The sequence below is a fragment of the Nocardioides turkmenicus genome (assembly GCF_011045035.1).
In the GTDB taxonomy this organism is placed as follows: Bacteria; Actinomycetota; Actinomycetes; order Propionibacteriales; family Nocardioidaceae; genus Nocardioides; species Nocardioides turkmenicus.
Window position 1 is genome coordinate 1 of record NZ_JAALAA010000021.1, and the last position, 16060, is coordinate 16060.

General features: G+C 70.9%; 17 protein-coding genes. 8 read left to right on the plus strand and 9 right to left on the minus strand.

The features are described 5' to 3' along the window. Positions 1–31 precede the first annotated feature (31 nt). Positions 32–424 (minus strand): hypothetical protein, encoded by a 393-nt coding sequence (locus G5C66_RS20795; protein WP_165112838.1) that lies wholly within the window; start codon positions 422–424, stop codon positions 32–34. A gap of 38 nt (positions 425–462) precedes the next feature. Between G5C66_RS20795 and G5C66_RS20800 the strand changes: the two genes are divergently transcribed. From G5C66_RS20800 to G5C66_RS20810, 3 genes are all read left to right on the plus strand, one after another. Next, the gene (locus G5C66_RS20800) at positions 463–711 is read left to right on the plus strand and encodes a hypothetical protein (RefSeq protein WP_165112839.1); all 249 of its coding nucleotides are present in this window, start codon (positions 463–465) and stop codon (positions 709–711) included. 257 nt (positions 712–968) lie between these two features. Further along, the gene (locus G5C66_RS20805; protein ID WP_165112840.1) at positions 969–1514 is read left to right on the plus strand and encodes a type III effector; all 546 of its coding nucleotides are present in this window, start codon (positions 969–971) and stop codon (positions 1512–1514) included. 329 nt (positions 1515–1843) lie between these two features. Then, a complete protein-coding gene (locus tag G5C66_RS20810) occupies positions 1844–2419 on the plus strand; it encodes a type III effector (RefSeq protein ID WP_241248723.1) in 576 nt (191 codons plus the stop codon). Positions 2420–2555: 136 nt separating this feature from the next. On the opposite strand, the gene G5C66_RS20815 is transcribed toward G5C66_RS20810, so the two are convergent. Continuing rightward, complete coding sequence (locus G5C66_RS20815) at positions 2556–3722, minus strand: Fic family protein (RefSeq protein WP_165112841.1); 1167 nt, start codon at positions 3720–3722, stop codon at positions 2556–2558. A gap of 111 nt (positions 3723–3833) precedes the next feature. On the opposite strand from G5C66_RS20815, the gene G5C66_RS20820 reads away from it, so the two are divergent. Then, on the plus strand, positions 3834–4817 hold the full coding sequence (locus tag G5C66_RS20820) for a metallophosphoesterase (RefSeq protein ID WP_165112842.1): 984 nt from the start codon (positions 3834–3836) through the stop codon (positions 4815–4817). Between the two features lie 62 nt (positions 4818–4879). Further along, entirely contained in the window at positions 4880–6130 is a 1251-nt protein-coding gene (locus G5C66_RS20825) for a serine hydrolase domain-containing protein (protein WP_165112843.1), read from the plus strand. A gap of 23 nt (positions 6131–6153) precedes the next feature. Here the strand turns inward: G5C66_RS20825 and G5C66_RS20830 are convergent, their stop codons facing one another. Both G5C66_RS20830 and G5C66_RS20835 read right to left on the minus strand, forming a co-directional pair. Next, positions 6154–6789, minus strand: coding sequence for a response regulator (locus G5C66_RS20830; RefSeq protein WP_165112844.1), 636 nt, complete (start codon positions 6787–6789; stop codon positions 6154–6156). Continuing rightward, entirely contained in the window at positions 6782–8041 is a 1260-nt protein-coding gene (locus G5C66_RS20835; RefSeq protein ID WP_165112845.1) for a sensor histidine kinase, read from the minus strand. Before G5C66_RS20835 ends, G5C66_RS20830 begins: the two co-directional genes overlap by 8 nt. Before the next feature lie 186 nt (positions 8042–8227). Between G5C66_RS20835 and G5C66_RS20840 the strand changes: the two genes are divergently transcribed. Then, entirely contained in the window at positions 8228–9220 is a 993-nt protein-coding gene (locus G5C66_RS20840; protein ID WP_165112846.1) for an SMP-30/gluconolactonase/LRE family protein, read from the plus strand. Continuing rightward, positions 9217–10494 carry an ankyrin repeat domain-containing protein gene (locus G5C66_RS20845; protein WP_206444389.1) on the plus strand — a complete coding sequence of 426 codons (1278 nt, stop codon included), beginning with the start codon at positions 9217–9219 and terminating at the stop codon, positions 10492–10494. Before G5C66_RS20840 ends, G5C66_RS20845 begins: the two co-directional genes overlap by 4 nt. Positions 10495–10559: 65 nt before the next feature. Here G5C66_RS20845 and G5C66_RS20850 read toward each other — a convergent pair whose 3' ends face one another. Then, positions 10560–11918, minus strand: coding sequence for a cryptochrome/photolyase family protein (locus G5C66_RS20850; protein ID WP_165112847.1), 1359 nt, complete (start codon positions 11916–11918; stop codon positions 10560–10562). A 68-nt stretch (positions 11919–11986) separates the two neighbouring features. Between G5C66_RS20850 and G5C66_RS26940 the strand changes: the two genes are divergently transcribed. Continuing rightward, positions 11987–12130 carry a GNAT family N-acetyltransferase gene (locus G5C66_RS26940; RefSeq protein ID WP_338144265.1) on the plus strand — a complete coding sequence of 48 codons (144 nt, stop codon included), beginning with the start codon at positions 11987–11989 and terminating at the stop codon, positions 12128–12130. Positions 12131–12226: 96 nt separating this feature from the next. Here G5C66_RS26940 and G5C66_RS20855 read toward each other — a convergent pair whose 3' ends face one another. The 4 genes from G5C66_RS20855 to G5C66_RS20870 are packed head-to-tail and all read right to left on the minus strand — an operon-like array spanning position 12227 to position 16024. Next, on the minus strand, positions 12227–12961 hold the full coding sequence (locus tag G5C66_RS20855; RefSeq protein ID WP_165112848.1) for an SDR family oxidoreductase: 735 nt from the start codon (positions 12959–12961) through the stop codon (positions 12227–12229). Further along, positions 12961–13794: a bifunctional allantoicase/(S)-ureidoglycine aminohydrolase gene (locus G5C66_RS20860; protein ID WP_165112849.1), complete on the minus strand. Its 834-nt coding sequence runs from the start codon at positions 13792–13794 to the stop codon at positions 12961–12963. Before G5C66_RS20860 ends, G5C66_RS20855 begins: the two co-directional genes overlap by 1 nt. After that, positions 13791–15143 (minus strand): allantoinase AllB, encoded by a 1353-nt coding sequence (gene allB / locus G5C66_RS20865; protein ID WP_165112850.1) that lies wholly within the window; start codon positions 15141–15143, stop codon positions 13791–13793. Before allB ends, G5C66_RS20860 begins: the two co-directional genes overlap by 4 nt. Continuing rightward, positions 15140–16024 carry a fumarylacetoacetate hydrolase family protein gene (locus G5C66_RS20870; protein WP_165112851.1) on the minus strand — a complete coding sequence of 295 codons (885 nt, stop codon included), beginning with the start codon at positions 16022–16024 and terminating at the stop codon, positions 15140–15142. The genes allB and G5C66_RS20870 overlap by 4 nt, the downstream gene beginning before the upstream one ends. Positions 16025–16060 lie beyond the last annotated feature (36 nt).

Sequence of the window (16060 nt, forward strand, 5' to 3'; positions counted from 1 at the left end):
GCGCCACGGTCGACACCGAGCAGGGCACGATCTACATCACCGCCGGCGGTGGGGGCGGCTCCGACTTCGCCGGCCGCTTGCCGGTCACCAGGAGGACGACCGCGCCGCCGAGCAGCAGGGCACCGCCGCCGGCGATGCCGAGCGCCACCACGAAGATCCCGTCGATCCGGTAGCCGAAGGCGAGCTTGATCGGCGCCCCGTCCCGGCTCGCGGCGAGGAACGAGACCGGCTCACCCTCGAGCGTCACGTTCAGCTCCTGCGTCCCGGAGCCCGAGACCTTCTCGTGCCACCACGGCGCCTGGGAGGCATCGGGCACCTTCTCCCCCGACCCGACCGCACCGCTGACCCTGGTCAGCGGGGTCTCGGCGATCTCGACGGCGTTGGTGTCCTTGACGACGTCGAGGACGTCGACCGGGTTGCCCACGCCGACGTACGACTCCCCCCATCGCCTCCACCCGCACCGTGACCGGGAGCCGGTCGAAGGCGAACGCCTCCGGCGTGGAGTACGCCGCCCCCTGCTCGATCGGGGTCTCCTTGCCCATCACCACGTCGTCGGGCCCGGCCGCCATCGCCAGGCCCGCCCCGACGAGAAGGAGTGGCGCGCCCAGCAGGCCGAGGAGCACCGCCAGGAAGACCCTGCCGCCCTTCCTCGGCCGGCCGGAATCAGCGATCAAGGGTGCGTACGTTGCCGAGCTCATCGTGGCCTTCTAGGTGGGGGTCCCAAGAAGTGGACGCGGCAATCTAGCGTGCCGAGCTCGCGCCGGGAAGTGATTAACCCCGCCCGGCACCGTATTACCGGGCGGTATGCAACGTTTACGTTCACTTGGTAATCGCCATGCCGTGTCGCTCGAACAACCCGTCGTTGCGTTTCTTTAGCGTCGCGAGGCGCACGTGGGCGTATCGGCGCAACAGCTGCCGACTCGAAGACCGCGTTGCGATCGATTCGAATTGACGACGAAAGGTATGAAATGAGCAAGAAGACAGGGCTGCTCCGCCGCGCCGCGGCCGTCGCCGCCTTCTCGGGTGTCGCCTTCGCACTGTCCACCGGAGCCGCCACGGCTGCCCCGGCCGACGCCGCGACCGCCGCCGCCAGCACCTCGACGTCGGACCTCTCGCCCTCCACGCAGAAGGCGTGGGAGGACTTCATCCTCGGCGGCTCCTACGTGACCGAGGGCGCCGCCCAGATGGTCAGCGGAGCCTGGGTCGGCGCTCCGGGCCTGCTCCTCGCTGGCGCCACCGGCGCCCCGCTCACCCCCGAGCAGATGGCGGCCTGGGAGAACTGGGACGACGGCGGCCGCAAGATCGGCGAGGGTGCGGCCATGATGGTCGCCGGCGCCTACGTCGGGGCCCCGGGCTACATCATGGACCAGATCGCGGGCGGTGCGACCCCGGGCGACCTGTCCCCGGCCGAGCTCGAGCAGGTCAGCTTCCTCATCCCCGAGGGCAGTCCGGCGCTCGACGGTGTCGCCACCGACCAGGTCCCCAACCCGATGGCTCCTCTCGGCACCTTCTGAGCGGCGACATGACCGCTGCCGGCCGGACGTAGCTCCCACCACGATCCGATCGGTGCCGTCTACAGATGGCCCAGCCGTGCACTCGTGCACGACCGGGCCATCTGCGCATTTACGCGCGTTCAGTCAAGAACGTTGCAGGTTGACCGAAATTACGTCATTACATTTCTTTCGGTACGTAGTTGACACGAAAACAGCCGTGTCGCTTGCCATTGTGCGCGTTGATGCTCTTAGCATCATTTCCCGGATGCGGACGTATCGATGCCATATCGATCCGGGGGCCGCGTCCATGCGTGTTGCTTCAATTCGAATTGATCGACGAAAGGTACGAAATGAACAAGAAGACAGGGCTGCTCCGCCGCGCTGCGGCCGTCGCCGCCTTCTCGGGTGTCGCCATCGCACTGACCACCGGCACCGCCAACGCCGCTCCGGTCACCCACGACAAGGACCACAACCGCACCGCCACTCAGTGCGTCAAGGAGAACACCGGCGGCAACTCGGACTTCTCGCCCTCGACCCAGAAGGCCTGGGCCGACTTCATCTGTGGCGCCGGCCAGGCCACCGGCGGTGCCGCTCGCATGGTCAGCGGCGCCTGGGTCGGCGCTCCGGGCCTGCTCCTGATGGGTGCGACCGGCGACGAGCTGAGCCCGGCGCAGAAGAAGGCCTGGGTGAACTGGGACGGTGGCGCGCACCAGGTCGGCACCGGTGCCGCCATGGTCGTCTCCGGCGTCTGGGTCGGTGCGCCCGGCACCGTGATGGACAAGATCATGGGCGGCGCGATGCCGACCGAGCTGTCCGACCGTGAGATGGACCAGGTCTCCTTCCTCCTCCCGATGGACAACCCGGCCCTCGACGGCCTCCCGGTCCAGGACGTCCCGAACCCGCTGGGTCCGCTCGGCACCTTCTGAGCGAGTTGACCATGGCCGAGTGATCAACCCCTACCGACTGCTCGGCAACGTCACACAGGTGGCCCTGGGCGTGCACACGTGCACAGCCGGGGCCACCTGCACGTTTTTCCCAGGCCCATCCGAACCCCGTCAGGCTTCAGTCGTACGCCAGCGGCTCCTCGATCACGTCCATCACCGCCCTGGCGACCCAGTAGTGACGGCCGCCGCGGCCCGACCGGCCGGCGGCCTGGAGCCACCCCCTCCGCTCGGCGTCCTGGATGAGGTTGCGCGCTCCCTGGTTGGTCAGACCGGTCGCGTCCTGGACGCGCTTGACGGTCAGGTAGGGGTTGGCGAACAGCAGCGTGACCAGCCCGGACAGGTTGGCGCGCGAGGTGGCGGCCTCCTCGAGGTAGCCCTCGCGGAGCCCGACCAGGCGCTCGGACCTGGTCGTGGCGTCCTCAGCCGAGCGCCGCACCCCGGTGAGGAAGAACTGCAGCCACTCCTGCATCTCGCCGCGCTCCCGGACACTCTGCAGCCGCTGGTAGTAGGTCTGCCGGTGGGCCTCGATGTAGCCGGAGAGATAGAGCAGCGGTGTGGTCATCCGCCCCTCCTCCATCAGCATCAGGTTGATCAGCAGCCGGCCGATGCGGCCGTTGCCGTCGAGGAACGGGTGGATCGTCTCGAACTGGTAGTGCATCAGCGCGCAGCGCACCAGGGTCGGGCTGAGGTCGGGGACATTGACGTACGCCTCCCAGTCGGCGATCAGCTCCGGCAGATCGGACGGGAGGGGTGGGACGTACGCGACGGTGGTGGGGCTGTCGGTCGTCGAGCCGACCCAGACCGGCATCCGCCGGAACTCACCGGGGTGGCGCTCCTGCCCCCGGACACCGGTGAGGAGGGTCCTGTGGAGCTCGAGGACGAGGCGCTGGCTGAGCGGCCAGCTCTTGATGAGCTCGAAGCCCTGCCGGGTCGCGGCGAGGTAGGCCTTGACCTCGGCGACGTCCTCGCTCTTCGTCGCCTGGCCGCTGGCCTCGTCCTGGAGGACCTCCTCCAGCGATGTCCGGGTGCCTTCGATCCGGGAGGAGGCGACCGCCTCCTGGGTCAGGTAGGGCCCGATCAGCAGCTCGGGATCCTGGATCAGGGCGCTCACGCCCTGCAGGCGACCGAGGGCGGCGTCGGCGTCCGAGAGCGCCTTCACGGTGAGCGGCTCCAACGGCAGGTCACGCGGGATGTGGGCGGGTTTGTAATACCAGTAGGCCCACTTGTTCCCCGGCTCGCGGGCCGCCCGGCCGAACTGCGGAGCGTCGTACCTCTCCGGATCCATGACCGGTCAACTTACCAGTCAACAGCGTGATGAGTTGGAAGTTTGCGGGAACTTCCCAGTGCGACTTGGGAGTTCCCGGCCAACATCCAAGTCGGACCTACGCTGTGGATCGTGCAGTTCGGTCAGTATCCCGCGCCCCGTCATACGATCGCCCACCTCTCCGACCCCCACCTCTACGCCGGTGACCGGCGGATCTTCGGCAAGGTCGACCCGAACCCCGGCTTCGAGCGTGCCCTGGACCGGCTGCGCGGGATGACCGTCCCGCCGCAGGCGATCGTCTTCACCGGCGACCTCGCCGACCTGGGCGAGCGCGACGCCTACGTACGTCTGCGCAAGCAGGTCGAGCCGGTCGCCGCGGACCTCGGGGCCGAGATCATCTGGGTGATGGGCAACCACGACGAGCGCGAGGTCTACTCCGAGGTGCTCTTCGGGTCGCCCTCCGATGACCCCCAGGACCGGGTGTACGACATCGACGGGCTGCGGATCATCTCCCTGGACACCACCGTGCCCGGCTGGCACCACGGCGACATCAGCGAGGCCCAACTGGAGTGGCTGAGCGACGTGCTCGCCGAGCCGGCACCGCACGGCACCCTGCTCACGATGCACCACCCGCCGATCCCGCTCCCCCTCAACGAGGCCAGCGTGATCATCGAGCTCGACGGCCAGGACCGGCTCGCCCCGGTGCTGGCCGGGACGGACGTACGTGCCGTTCTCGCAGGTCATCTGCACTACTCGACCAGCACCACCTTCGCCGGGATCCCGGTCTCGGTCGCCTCAGCGAGCTGCTACACCGCCGCCCCGGCGACCCTCGGCCGCTACTCCGCCTCCGTCGACGGTCACCAGGCGATCTCGCTGGTCCACCTCTACGACGAGGGCGTCGGCGGCGTCCCGGGCGCCCCGGTCGTCCACACCACCGTCCCGATCGGCGAGGCACCCGAGGTCGCCGGCTTCCCCTCCTCGGTCCTCGAGAAGCTCGGCCCGATGACGCCGGCCGAGCGTCGCGATCTCTTCTCCCGCAAGGGCAAGGCCGCGCGGGCCCTGCGGCGTCAGCTTCGAGACCGACCAGGGCGGCCTCGATCTCCGACTCGAGGCTGATGTGGGCGTACGGCCGAGCCCGGAACGATTGCTGCGACACGTCCACGACGACAGGAGCAGCCATGTCTCGGACCATCGTCCGCACGGGCACCGCAGCGCTGGCCGCGGTGCTCCTTCCCCTGACGGCCGTCCCGGCCGCGTACGCCGATCCTGATCCTCGCCCTGCGGCTGCGGTCGCGCCCGACCCGACCGCGCTGACCCGGGAGGCGACCGCGATCGCCGAGCGGGCGGCCGCCGAGCGACGAGGGCTCCGCACCCGGTCGGCGACCCCCACCGCCGCCGACCTCGACCGTGCCGTCGACGCGCTCATCGCGGATGGTGCCGTCGGCGTCACCGCGCGCGTCGAGACGCCCGACCTGGTGTGGGCGGGGGCGGGTGGCGTACGCGAGGTCGGGAAGAAGCGGCCGGTCAGGCCCGGCGACCGGTTCCACATCGCCAGCAACACCAAGACGCTGATCGCGACCCTGGTGATGCAGGAGGTCGAGCGCGGCGGCTGGACCCTGGACACGCCCGCGAACCACGTGCTTCCGGAAACCTTCCCCGAGGGGGTCACGATCAAGCACCTGCTCAGCCACACCTCCGGCGCCCCGCGCGGACCCGAGGAGATCCTCTTCGACCGTGTCGGGGATCCGACCTCGTGGGACCAGCTGATCGACGCGCTCGGGCAGTACTACTCCGAGGCCGAGCACCTCGCCTTCATGCGCGGCGCCGGCTGGCTCTTCGAGCCCGGCACCGACTTCTCCTACTCCAACTACGGCTACGTCGCCCTCGGCGTCATGCTCGAGAAGGAGACCGGCGAGCGGATCGAGGATCTCGTACGCGACCGGGTGCTCGAGCCCGCAGGGATGCGCCAGAGCGCCTACCCGACCGAGGCCCGCAACCGCGGCCCGTTCCTCGAAGATGCCGGCCACTACGAGGGCCGCTGGCGGCCGATGACCGACCTGCACCCGAGCATCTTCCACGCCGCCGGGGCCGCGACGAGCACCACCGAGGACCTCGCCGACCTCAACGAGGCGCTCCTCACCGGGCAGCTGGTCCGTCCGGAGACTGTCGAGAAGATGCTGCCGCCGATCGCGGGCAGCGCCGACCCGGAGTACGGGTTCGGGATCTACCGGGTCGCTGACCCGTGCACCCCCGGCGAGTATCTCTACGGCCACGACGGCGCCCACATGGGTGCGCAGTCGATCAGCTGGGGCTCACCGGACGGCACCCGCCAGATCACGCTCGGCTGGACCGGTCGCAACTGGGACAGCACCGACCCGATCTACGACCTCGGCCTCCTGCTCGAGCCCATGCTGCTGGCGACCTGCTGAGACACTGGGTGCCGTCGCCGGCCTCAGGGTCGCAGGATGCGGCGCTCGATGGCCGTGGCGACGGCACCGGCACGGGTGTCGACGCCGAGCTTGGTGTAGATGTGGGAGAGGTGGGACTTGACGGTCGCCTCGCTGACCAGGAGCTCGCGGGCCATCTCCTTGTTGCCCAGGCCCTTGGCGAGCAGGCGCAGGATCTCGACCTCGCGCGGGCTCACCTTCGGCGCCGGTGACGCGGCGCGCTGCAGCAGCCGGGTGGCGACCGAGGGGGCCAGCACGGTCTCTCCCCGTGCCGTTCCCCGGATGGCCCGGAAGAGCTCGTCGGGCGGGGCGTCCTTCAGCAGGTAGCCGGCCGCGCCGGCGTCGACGGCCTCGAGCACGTCGGCCTCGGTGTCGTACGTGGTCAGCACGAGCACCTGCGGCGGCTCCGGCAGATCGCGGACCAGCCTGGTCGTCTCTGCGCCACCTGGCCCCTCGCCGAGGCTGAGGTCCATCAGCACCACATCGGGCTTCGTCTCGCCCACGACCGCGACGGCCTGGGCGGAGTCGGCGGCCTCGCCGACGACGTCCAGGTCGTCCTGGGCGTCGACGAGGGCACGGACGCCGGCCCGGACCACCGGATGGTCGTCGACCAGCACCACCCGGATGTGTTGCTCAACCACGACGTTCCTCCCCCTGGACGGATGCTGACTGACCGGCCTCGAACGAGACGGCGACAACGGTGCCCTCGCCCGGGGCGCTCTCGATGACCAAGTCTCCACCCAGCAGCCGGGCGCGGGCCCGCATCCCGGCCAGGCCGTGTCCGCGCAGGCCGTCCGACTCGTCCCGGAGGCTGAACGGATCGTCTCGGGCTCCGCTTCGACCGGCCGCGTCGAACCCGGCCCCGTCGTCGCGTACGTCCAGGGCGACCCCGCCCTCGTGGAAGGTGAGGGAGACGACGGCGGTGGTCGCGCCGGCGTGCTCGGCGACGTTGGCGAGGGCACCTCGGAGGGTGCGTACGACGGCCGTTGCGACCCGCCCGCCGACCTGGTGCGGGTCGCCGTGGACATGCACCGGGACGTCGAGCCCGGTGGTGGCGGAGACATCGTCGGCGACCTGGCGTACGGCGGTGACTAGGGCCGACCCGCCGGCCAGCTCCGCAGGGGCGAGGTCGCGTACGACCCGGCGGGCCTCGTCGAGCGAGGCGCGAGCCATGCCGGCCGCCTGGTCGACGTGGTCGCGGGCGTCGGCGGGACGCGAGTCCCACTCCTGGTCGGCCGCCTGGAGCAGCAGGTTGATGCTGGTCAGGCCCTGGGCGACGCTGTCGTGGATCTCCCGGCTCAGCCGGGCGCGCTCGGCAACGACCCCGGCGCGGCGCTCGGCGTCGGCGACCTCGTCCTGGGCCGCCTCGAGGTCGGCGAGGAGCGCACGCCGGGTCTCGGCATCGCGCTCGAGTGCGCGGTAGGCGGTCACCGCGAGCACGGCGACGCAGACCGGGCCGAGCAGCACGGTCGGGTCGGCCAGGCCGGTCATCCTGCTCCAGGCGAACGCGACGACGGCCACCAGGAACACCGTCGCAGCCACCGCCCAGCGGAAGGGCAGCACGCGCAGGGCCAGGAAGACCAGCGGCACCGCGGCCCACGAGAACGACGGCGCGATCAGCGCCAGCACGGTCCAGCAGGCGACCACCGCGGCCAGCCAGACGACCGCGGCCGTGCCGGTGAGGCGGCGGCCTGCTGCGTACGCGACCAGGAGGAGGGCGGCGCCGGGCAGGACCACCTCGGCCTGGTCACCGAAGCCGTGGCCCTGCAGATAGCGCACGACCGAGGCGACGACGAGTACCACCAGTGAGATGTGGAGCCAGCGGTCGAGCAACGACTGGCCGGCCAGGATCCCACCGGCGGCGGATGATGATGGTGCGGCGTCGGTCGACATGGTCGTTCCAGGCTAGGCCGCTCGGGGTGTCCCGGCATCATCCGATCGGCTATCCGGGGTGTCGCCGGACGGCTATCCAGACGTCGCCGGTCACCCGATGTCCGGACCGGTTCCCGGGAGCGATGGTTGATGCATCAGGTCGACCACACATATCGACCGCACCGCAATCGACACAGGAGAACCACCATGCGTACGTCCCGAATCGCCGCCCTCGCCGGGTTCGCCGGCATCGCCGCCTCCGCCCTGTCCTTCACCGGTCTCGGCCTGGGCACCGCAGCCAACGCCGCGGAGGGCACCGGCCGCCCCGGGACCTACCTGCTCGAGGGCGAGTCGTTCGCCCAGGGCGGCTCGAAGTTCGAGGGGATCGGCGTGGACCAGGAGTCCGGTAAGTTCTACGTCAGCGAGGTCACCGGCGGCGAGATCCAGCGTGGCTCCGCCGACCAGGCCCAGGCCGAGGAGTGGCTGGCCGGTGACGGCACCGACGGTCGCTACACCGCTCGCGGCATCACCGTCGACGACGAGGGCCGCATCTACATCGCCGGTGGCCCGAACGGCACCGGCAACGACCGCCCCGACCTGTGGGTCTACAGCCCCTCCGGCGAACTGCTCGCCGCCCTCCGGGTGCCCGACAACGACGCGTTCCTGAACGACGTCGCGATCGGGCCGGACGGGGCTGCGTACTTCACCAACTCCAACGACCCGACGATCATCCGCGTCGCCGAGGGTGCGAACGGCTGGGAGGCGACCGAGTGGGCCGACGGCAGCTCGCTGATCACCCGGCAGGAGGGCTTCAACCTCGGCGGCATCGTGACGAGCACGGACGAGTCCGCCTTCGTCGTCGCCCAGGGCAACACCGGCCAGCTGTGGCGCTTCGACATCGCCACCGGTGAGGTCAGCGAGATCGACACCGACGGCGCGAACCTGCGCAACGCGGACGGCCTGATCCGGCAGGGTCGCGACCTCGTCGTGATCCGCAACTTCGACAAGCAGATCGTGCACCTCGAGCTGAACCCGTCCGCGACCTCCGCCGAGCTCGTCTCGTCGACCGCGACCGACCCGAACCGCATCTTCACCACGGGCAAGCTGCTCGACGGCCGGATGCTGCTCGTCGACAGCCACTTCGACGAGCAGACCGCGCAGGGGCCGTACGAGATCGTCACCGCACGGATGCCCCGATGACCACCCACCTGCGGTGGTCGATGGCCGCCGCGGCGCTGACCGTGCTTCTGGCAGGCTGCGCCGCGGCACCGTCGGAGACCGCCGATCGGCCGCCATCGAGCGCCCCGTCGAACTCGCCGTCGAGCTCGGCGCCGGCCAAGTCCGAAGCGGCGAAGAGGACCCCCGACCCCGAGGAGCTACAGCGGATGAACGAGCAGCTGATCAAGGCCGCCTGGGACAACGACCTCGCTCGCGCCCGGCAGCTCATCACGGACGGCGCGGACGTCAACTATCAGGACGACACCCAGCAGAGCGCCTACCTCATCGCCGCGAGCGAGGGGTACGTCGACCTGCTCGACCTGACCCTCCGCAACGGCGCGGAGATCAACGCGAAGGACTCCTACAACGGCACCGCGCTGATCCGCGCCGCCGAGCGTGGGCACGCCGACATCGTCGGGCGGCTGGTGCAGGCCGGCATCGACCTGGACCACGTCAACAACCTGGGCTGGACCGCACTGCACGAAGCGGTCGTCCTGGGTGACGACGGCCCGGACGCGGCCGACACCGTACGCGTGCTCGTCGCGGCCGGCGTGGACATCTCGATCAAGGCGGGCCGGGACGGCAAGACCGCCCTCCAGCACGCCGAGGAACGCGGGTTCGACGCGATCGTGTCGACGCTGCGTACGGCCTCGGAGCGGGTGGCCGACGGCGATGCGCAGCTGCTGCGCGCCGCTTCGGCCGGGAACGCCGACGCTGCTGCGGCCGCTCTCCGCGGCGGCGCCGACCTGGAGGCGCGCGACGGCAACCGGCGTACGCCGCTGCTGCTCGCGGTCACCGACGACCACCTCGAGACGGCCCGTCTGCTCGTGTTCCTGGGTGCCGACCCGGATGCCCTCGACGGCCAGCACGACACCCCCTGGCTGGTCACCGGCGTCACCGGGAGCGTGCCGATGGCCGAGCTGCTGCTCAGCGTCGACCCGGACCTGACCGTACGCAACCGCTACGGCGGCGTCTCGATCATCCCGGCGAGCGAGCGTGGCCACGCGGACTACGTGGAGCGGGTCGCGCGCACCGAGATCGATGTCAACCACATCAACGACCTCGGTTGGACCGCTCTTCTCGAGGCCGTGATCCTGGGCGAGGGCTCCGACCGCTGGCAGCGGGTCGTCCGCAGCCTGCTCGAGAACGGTGCCGACCCGAGCATCGCCGACCGCGACGGGGTGACGCCGCTCGAGCACGCCCGCAGCCGCGGGTTCACCGAGATCGCTCGCATCATCGAACAGCACGGCGGCTGATCTGCGGCCGCCCCACAGCCCGAGGCCCTGACCGGTTCCCCCACCCGTCGGGGCCTCGACCTGCCTCAACGGCCGGCGCGGAGTGCGTGGTAGGCCTCCAAGGCCGCGGCGCGCTGCTCGGCGTGGTCGACGATCGGGGGCGGGTATCCGTCGGGCGGACCGCTCGGCGCGGTCCACGGCTCGTGGATCGCCTTGCCGGTGAGCGAACGGAGCTCCGGGACCCAGCGGCGGATGTAGGTGCCGTCCGGATCGAACGTGCGGGCCTGCGTGGTCGGGTTGAAGATCCGGAAGTAGGGGGCCGCGTCCGTGCCGCAGCCGACGGCCCACTGCCAACCGTGCTGGTTGCTGGCCAGGTCGCCGTCGATCAGGTGGCGCAGGAAGTGGCGCGCACCATGCGTCCACTCGACACCGAGATCCTTGACCAGGAACGACGCCACCAGCATCCGCACCCGGTTGTGCATCCACCCCTCCGCGAGCAGCTGCCGCATCCCGGCGTCGACGAGCGGGTAGCCGGTCCGCCCGGCCGCCCACGCGTCGAGGTGCTCGCGCAGGGCGGCTCCGGTGACGTACGGCAGCCCGCGGGGCTCCGGCCGGGCATAGTCCCGTGCGGTCTCGGGACGGTGGTGGAGCACGTCGGCGTAGAACTCGCGGAAGGCAAGCTCGCGGCGGAACGCCTCATCCGGGTGGTCGGCCAGGTCGGCCAGCAGCGTCCGCGGATGCAGGGCCCCGACCTTGAGGTAGGGCGAGATCCGGGAGGTGGCATCGAGGTCGGGGCGGTCCCGCGCGGTCGCATAGTCGGCGATCCGCCCCAGCGCCTCCGCCCAGTGCCGCCGGGCGGCGGACTCCCCAGGCTCGAGACGTACGCCGGGAGGAAGCTCCGCGCTCGGGATCTCGTCCGCCGGGGCGGACGCCCAGACCACCTGCGTGGGATCGCTCTCGGCCGGAGCACGCCATCCGTGCGCCAGCCAGGCCCGGTAGTAGGGCGTGAACACCTGGTAGCCGTTGCCCGAGCCGGTCAGCAGCCGCCCCGGCGAGACGACGTACGGCGACCCGGTCTCGACCAGCGGCACCTCGCCGAGCGCTTCCCGGACCCGGGCGTCGCGAGCCCGGCCGTAGGGGCCGTGATCGGCGCTGATGTGCACCTCCCGCGCCCCGGTGTCAGCCACCACCGCGGGCAGCACCTCCGCCGGGTCACCGTGGCGGACCACCAGCGTGGCTCCGTGCTCGGCCAGCTCGTCGGCCAGCGCCCGGACCGATGCCAGCACCCAGGCGACGCGGTTCGGTCCCGCCGGCGCCAGCAACCGCTCATCGAGCACGTAGAGCGGCAGCACCTCCGCCCCGCCCTCGGCCGCTGCGAGCAGGGCCGGATGGTCGAGCAGCCTCAAGTCCCGGCGGAACCAGAGCACTCGCCTGTCGCCGCTCATCGGCCCCACCTCTCGACATCGATCACGCCTACCTGGCGAGTCCACCACGTTGAGGCAGCGGCACGAGCATCGAGAACGCGGCGCTCGCCGCAGGCGCCACCCGGCTGTCACTGGTGACCGAGATCGACAACGACGCCGCGCTCAGTCTGTACCGCAGACTCGGATTCAGGCCGGTCGAAGGTCTGACATCGCTCAGCCTCGACCTCGCCTGAATGTTTCACGCACGAGTGACCGTCGTGCGGTGAACGAATATTCGTTCACCGCACCCTCCCCCGCGAACGAAAATTCATTCGCCCGGCGCACTGGGGTCAGCCGCGGCCGGCGTACGGCATCCCGGTCGCGAGGATGGTCATCGCCGGGACGCTGACGCCGAGCGGGAGCTGGGCCATGGCCACGACGGCGTCGGCGACGTGCTGGGGGTCGAAGGTGGGCTCGGGACGTACGGTGCCGTCGGCCTGGCGGGCGCCGACGGCGATGCCGGCGGTCATCTCGGTGGCGGCGTTGCCGATGTCGATCTGGCCGACGGCGATGTCGTGGGCGCGGCCGTCGAGGGCGAGCGAGCGGGTGAGGCCGGTGATCGCGTGCTTGGAGGTGGTGTAGGCGGCGCTGCCGGGGCGGGGTACGTGGGCGGAGATCGAACCGTTGTTGATGATCCGGCCGCCGCGCGGGTCCTGACGCTTCATCTGGGCGAAGGCCGCGCGCGCACACAGGAACGAGCCGGTGACGTTGACCGCCAGCGTCGCGGCGAACTCCTCGGGCGGGATCTCGTCGGGATCCCCGCTCGGTCCGAAGGTGCCGGCGTTGTTGACCAGCAGGTCGACGCGCCCCCACGTCCCGACGACGGCGGCGAACGCCGCCTCCACCTCGGCGGCGGAGGCGACGTCGGTGGGCAGGACGAGAGACCGCGCCATCAGCGACGCGGTCGCCTCGAGGGAGGACTCGGTGCGCCCGAGAAGCGCGACCTGGAAGCCGGCCCCGTCCAGGGCCTGGGCGATCACTCGACCCAGGCCCGAACCGGCACCGGTGACGACCGCGACTGGCATCAGCCGAACTGCCGCGACAGGACCGCGTGGCGGTTGACGTCCTTGTAGAGCAGGTAGCGGAACCGGCCAGGGCCACCGGCGTAGCAGGCCTGCGGGCAGAACGCCCGCAGCCACATGAAGTCGCCCTCCTGCACCTCCACCCAGTCCTTGTTGAGCAGGTAGACGGCCTTGCCCTCGAGGACGTAGAGCCCGTGCTCCATCACGTGCGTCTCCGGGAACGGGATCGCGCCGCCCGGCTCGAAGCTGACGATGTTGACGTGCATGTCGTGGCGTACGTCATCGGGGTCGACGAAGCGCTGGGTCTTCCAGGCGCCGTTGGTGCCCGGCATCTCGCCGCCGGGCACGTCGACCTCGTTGGTGACGAACGGCTCCGGCACGTCGATGCCCTCGACCCGCTGGTAGGCCTTGCGGATCCAGTGGAAGCGGGCGACCTGGTCGCTGGTGTTGTGCAGCGTCCAGGCGGAGCCGGGCGGGAGGAAGGCATACCCACCCGGCGCGAGCGAGTGCTTCTCGCCCTCGATCGAGAGCGTCAGCGCGCCCTCGACCACGAACAGGACGCCCTCGGCGCCCGGGTCGAGCTCCGGCTTGTCGCTGCCGCCGCCGGGCGAGACCTCGACGATGTACTGGGAGAACGTCTCGGCGAAGCCCGAGAGCGGCCGGGCGATGACCCACAGCCGGGTGCCCTCCCAGAACGGGAGCTTGCTGGTGACGATGTCGCGCATGGTGCCACGCGGGAGCACGGCGTACGCCTCGGTGAAGACGGCCCGGTCGGTGGTCAGCTCCCGCTGCGACGGGTGGCCGCCGGTCGGGGCGTAGTAGCGAGGTTCGCTCATGGTCGGGCTCCTTCGGTGGTGACTCTGCTGAGCAGCCGGCCCTGGGGCGCGGCCTCGATGTCGATCTTCTCGCCGCGCAGCCAGGTCGCGCGGACGACGCCTGCGAGCGACCGACCGTGGTAGGGCGTGACGGCATTCTTGTGATGGAGCCTCGCGGCATCGACGACGAAGGAGTCGTCGGGGGCGAGCACCGCGAAGTCGGCGTCGTACCCGACCGCGATGCGCCCCTTGCCGTCCAGCCCCGCATGACGGGCGGGAGCATCCGACATCCAGCGGGCGATGTCGGTGAGCCGGAAACCACGGGCCCGGGCCTCGGTCCAGACGGCCGACAGGCCGAGCTGGAGCGACGAGATGCCGCCCCAGGCGATCCCGAAGTCGCCGGTGTCGAGGGCCTTCAGGTCGGGGGTCGAGGGCGAGTGGTCGGTGACCACCATGTCGATGACGCCGTCGCGCAGGCCCTGCCAGAGCAGCTCGCGGTTGGCCGCCTCGCGGATCGGCGGACAGCACTTGTACTGCGTCGCGCCGTCGGGGATCTCCTCGGCGGCGAAGGTCAGGTAGTGGGGGCAGGTCTCGGCCGTGATCGGGACCTCGTCGCGGCGGGCCGCGTCGATCGTCGCGAGCACGTCGGAGCTGGAGACGTGCAGGATGTGGACCCGGCACCCGGTTTTCCGGGCGAGCTCGACCACCCCGGCGACCGCGAGGTTCTCGGCGTCCCGGGGGCGGCTGCTCAGGAAGCGTTGGTACGTCCCTCCGACCGCCGCGGGCGCGTGCTCGATCGCGTGGGCGTCCTCGGCGTGCACGATCAGCAGACCGTCGAAGGAAGCGATCTCGCGCATCGCGAGCTCGAGCTGTGCACGGTCGAGCGGCGGGAACTCGTCGACGCCCGAGTGCAGCAGGAAGCACTTGAACCCGGAGACCCCCGCCTCGTGGAGAGGGCGCAGCTCGGCGAGGTTGCCGGGGATCGCGCCGCCCCAGAAGCCGACGTCGACGAAGGCCTGGCTCGCCGCGGTCTTGCGCTTCAGGTCGAGCGCCGGGAGGTCGCAGGTTGGCGGGATGCTGTTGAGCGGCATGTCGACGATCGTGGTGACCCCGCCGGCGGCTGCTGCGCGGGTCGCGGAGGAGAAGCCCTCCCACTCGGTCCGGCCGGGGTCGTTGACGTGCACGTGGGCGTCGACGACGCCGGGCATCAGCACCTCGTCGGCGGCGAGCGCGACCTCACGGGCCGCCGTCAGATCGGCCGACTCGACGGCGACGATCTTCCCGTCGCGTACTCCGACCGAGCCTGACCTCTCGCCGTCCGGGGTCACCATCCGCGCCGCCCGGATGACGAGTTCGAGTTCTCGACTCACACCCTCACCTCCGCCTCATCGACTGCCTCTTCGACTGCCACGACCCGCGTACGCTGGCGGCCGAGGCCGGTCACCTCGGCCTCCACCACATGCCCCTCCCGCAGGAAGGGCCGGGGCTCGGGCCGCAACGCTGCGACCCCGCCAGGCGTCCCGGTCAGCACCAGGTCGCCGGGTTCGAGTGTCATCAGCGTACTGAGGAAGGCGAGGACCTCACCGACGCCGTAGGCCATCCGGGTGGTCGTCCCGTGCTGCCGCCGCTCGCCGTCGACCCACAGCTCCAGACCGAGGGCCTGCGGGTCGGCCACGGCGTCGGGCGTGACCAGCCAGGGACCGATGGGCGTGAAGGTGTCGGCACACTTCCCCTTCGCCCAGGTCGGCCCGGCCGCGATCCGCGACCGCTCGCTGACGTCGTCGGCCGTGAGGTAGCCGCCGACTGCGGCCAGAGCCTGCTGCGGGTCGGGGCACCGGGAGAGCTTTCGCCCGATGACCACCCCCAGCTCGACCTCGTAGTCGGTCGTCGTCGAACCCGGCGGCAGCTCGATCGCGTCGTAGGGACCGACGATCGAGGTCGAGGGCTTGAGGAAGACGACCGGCTCGTCCGGGATCGCGACGCCAGCCTCCTCGGCGTGGTCCTCGTAGTTGAGCCCGACGCCGACGACCTTGCCTGGTCTCGCCACCGGCGGTCCGATCCGGGTGCCGTCGGGGACTCTCGGAAGGCGGCCTGATGCGACTGCCGCTCTGACCGAGGCGAGCCGCTCGGGGTCGCCCAGCAGGTTCCCGTCGATCGCCGGCACGACGGCCGACAGGTCGCGCAGGATGTCTTGGTCGTCGAGAGCGGCGGGGCGTTCCTGCCCCGGCGGTCCCACGCTCAGCAATCTCATGCGTCCTCCTCGGATGCTGACCGAGTTACCTCGGTC

Excerpts from the sequence above, each read along its gene's own strand:
- G5C66_RS20825 (WP_165112843.1), top strand. The coding sequence starts at position 4,880 with ATGTCTCGGACCATCGTCCGCACGGGCACCGCAGCGCTGGCCGCGGTG.
- G5C66_RS20855 (WP_165112848.1), bottom strand. The coding sequence starts at position 12,961 with ATGCCAGTCGCGGTCGTCACCGGTGCCGGTTCGGGCCTGGGTCGAGTG.
- G5C66_RS20810 (WP_241248723.1), top strand. The coding sequence starts at position 1,844 with ATGAACAAGAAGACAGGGCTGCTCCGCCGCGCTGCGGCCGTCGCCGCC.
- G5C66_RS20870 (WP_165112851.1), bottom strand. The coding sequence starts at position 16,024 with ATGAGATTGCTGAGCGTGGGACCGCCGGGGCAGGAACGCCCCGCCGCT.
- G5C66_RS20850 (WP_165112847.1), bottom strand. The coding sequence starts at position 11,918 with ATGAGCGGCGACAGGCGAGTGCTCTGGTTCCGCCGGGACTTGAGGCTG.
- G5C66_RS20815 (WP_165112841.1), bottom strand. The coding sequence starts at position 3,722 with ATGGATCCGGAGAGGTACGACGCTCCGCAGTTCGGCCGGGCGGCCCGC.
- G5C66_RS20860 (WP_165112849.1), bottom strand. The coding sequence starts at position 13,794 with ATGAGCGAACCTCGCTACTACGCCCCGACCGGCGGCCACCCGTCGCAG.
- G5C66_RS20845 (WP_206444389.1), top strand. The coding sequence starts at position 9,217 with ATGACCACCCACCTGCGGTGGTCGATGGCCGCCGCGGCGCTGACCGTG.
- G5C66_RS20835 (WP_165112845.1), bottom strand. The coding sequence starts at position 8,041 with ATGTCGACCGACGCCGCACCATCATCATCCGCCGCCGGTGGGATCCTG.
- G5C66_RS20840 (WP_165112846.1), top strand. The coding sequence starts at position 8,228 with ATGCGTACGTCCCGAATCGCCGCCCTCGCCGGGTTCGCCGGCATCGCC.
- G5C66_RS20805 (WP_165112840.1), top strand. The coding sequence starts at position 969 with ATGAGCAAGAAGACAGGGCTGCTCCGCCGCGCCGCGGCCGTCGCCGCC.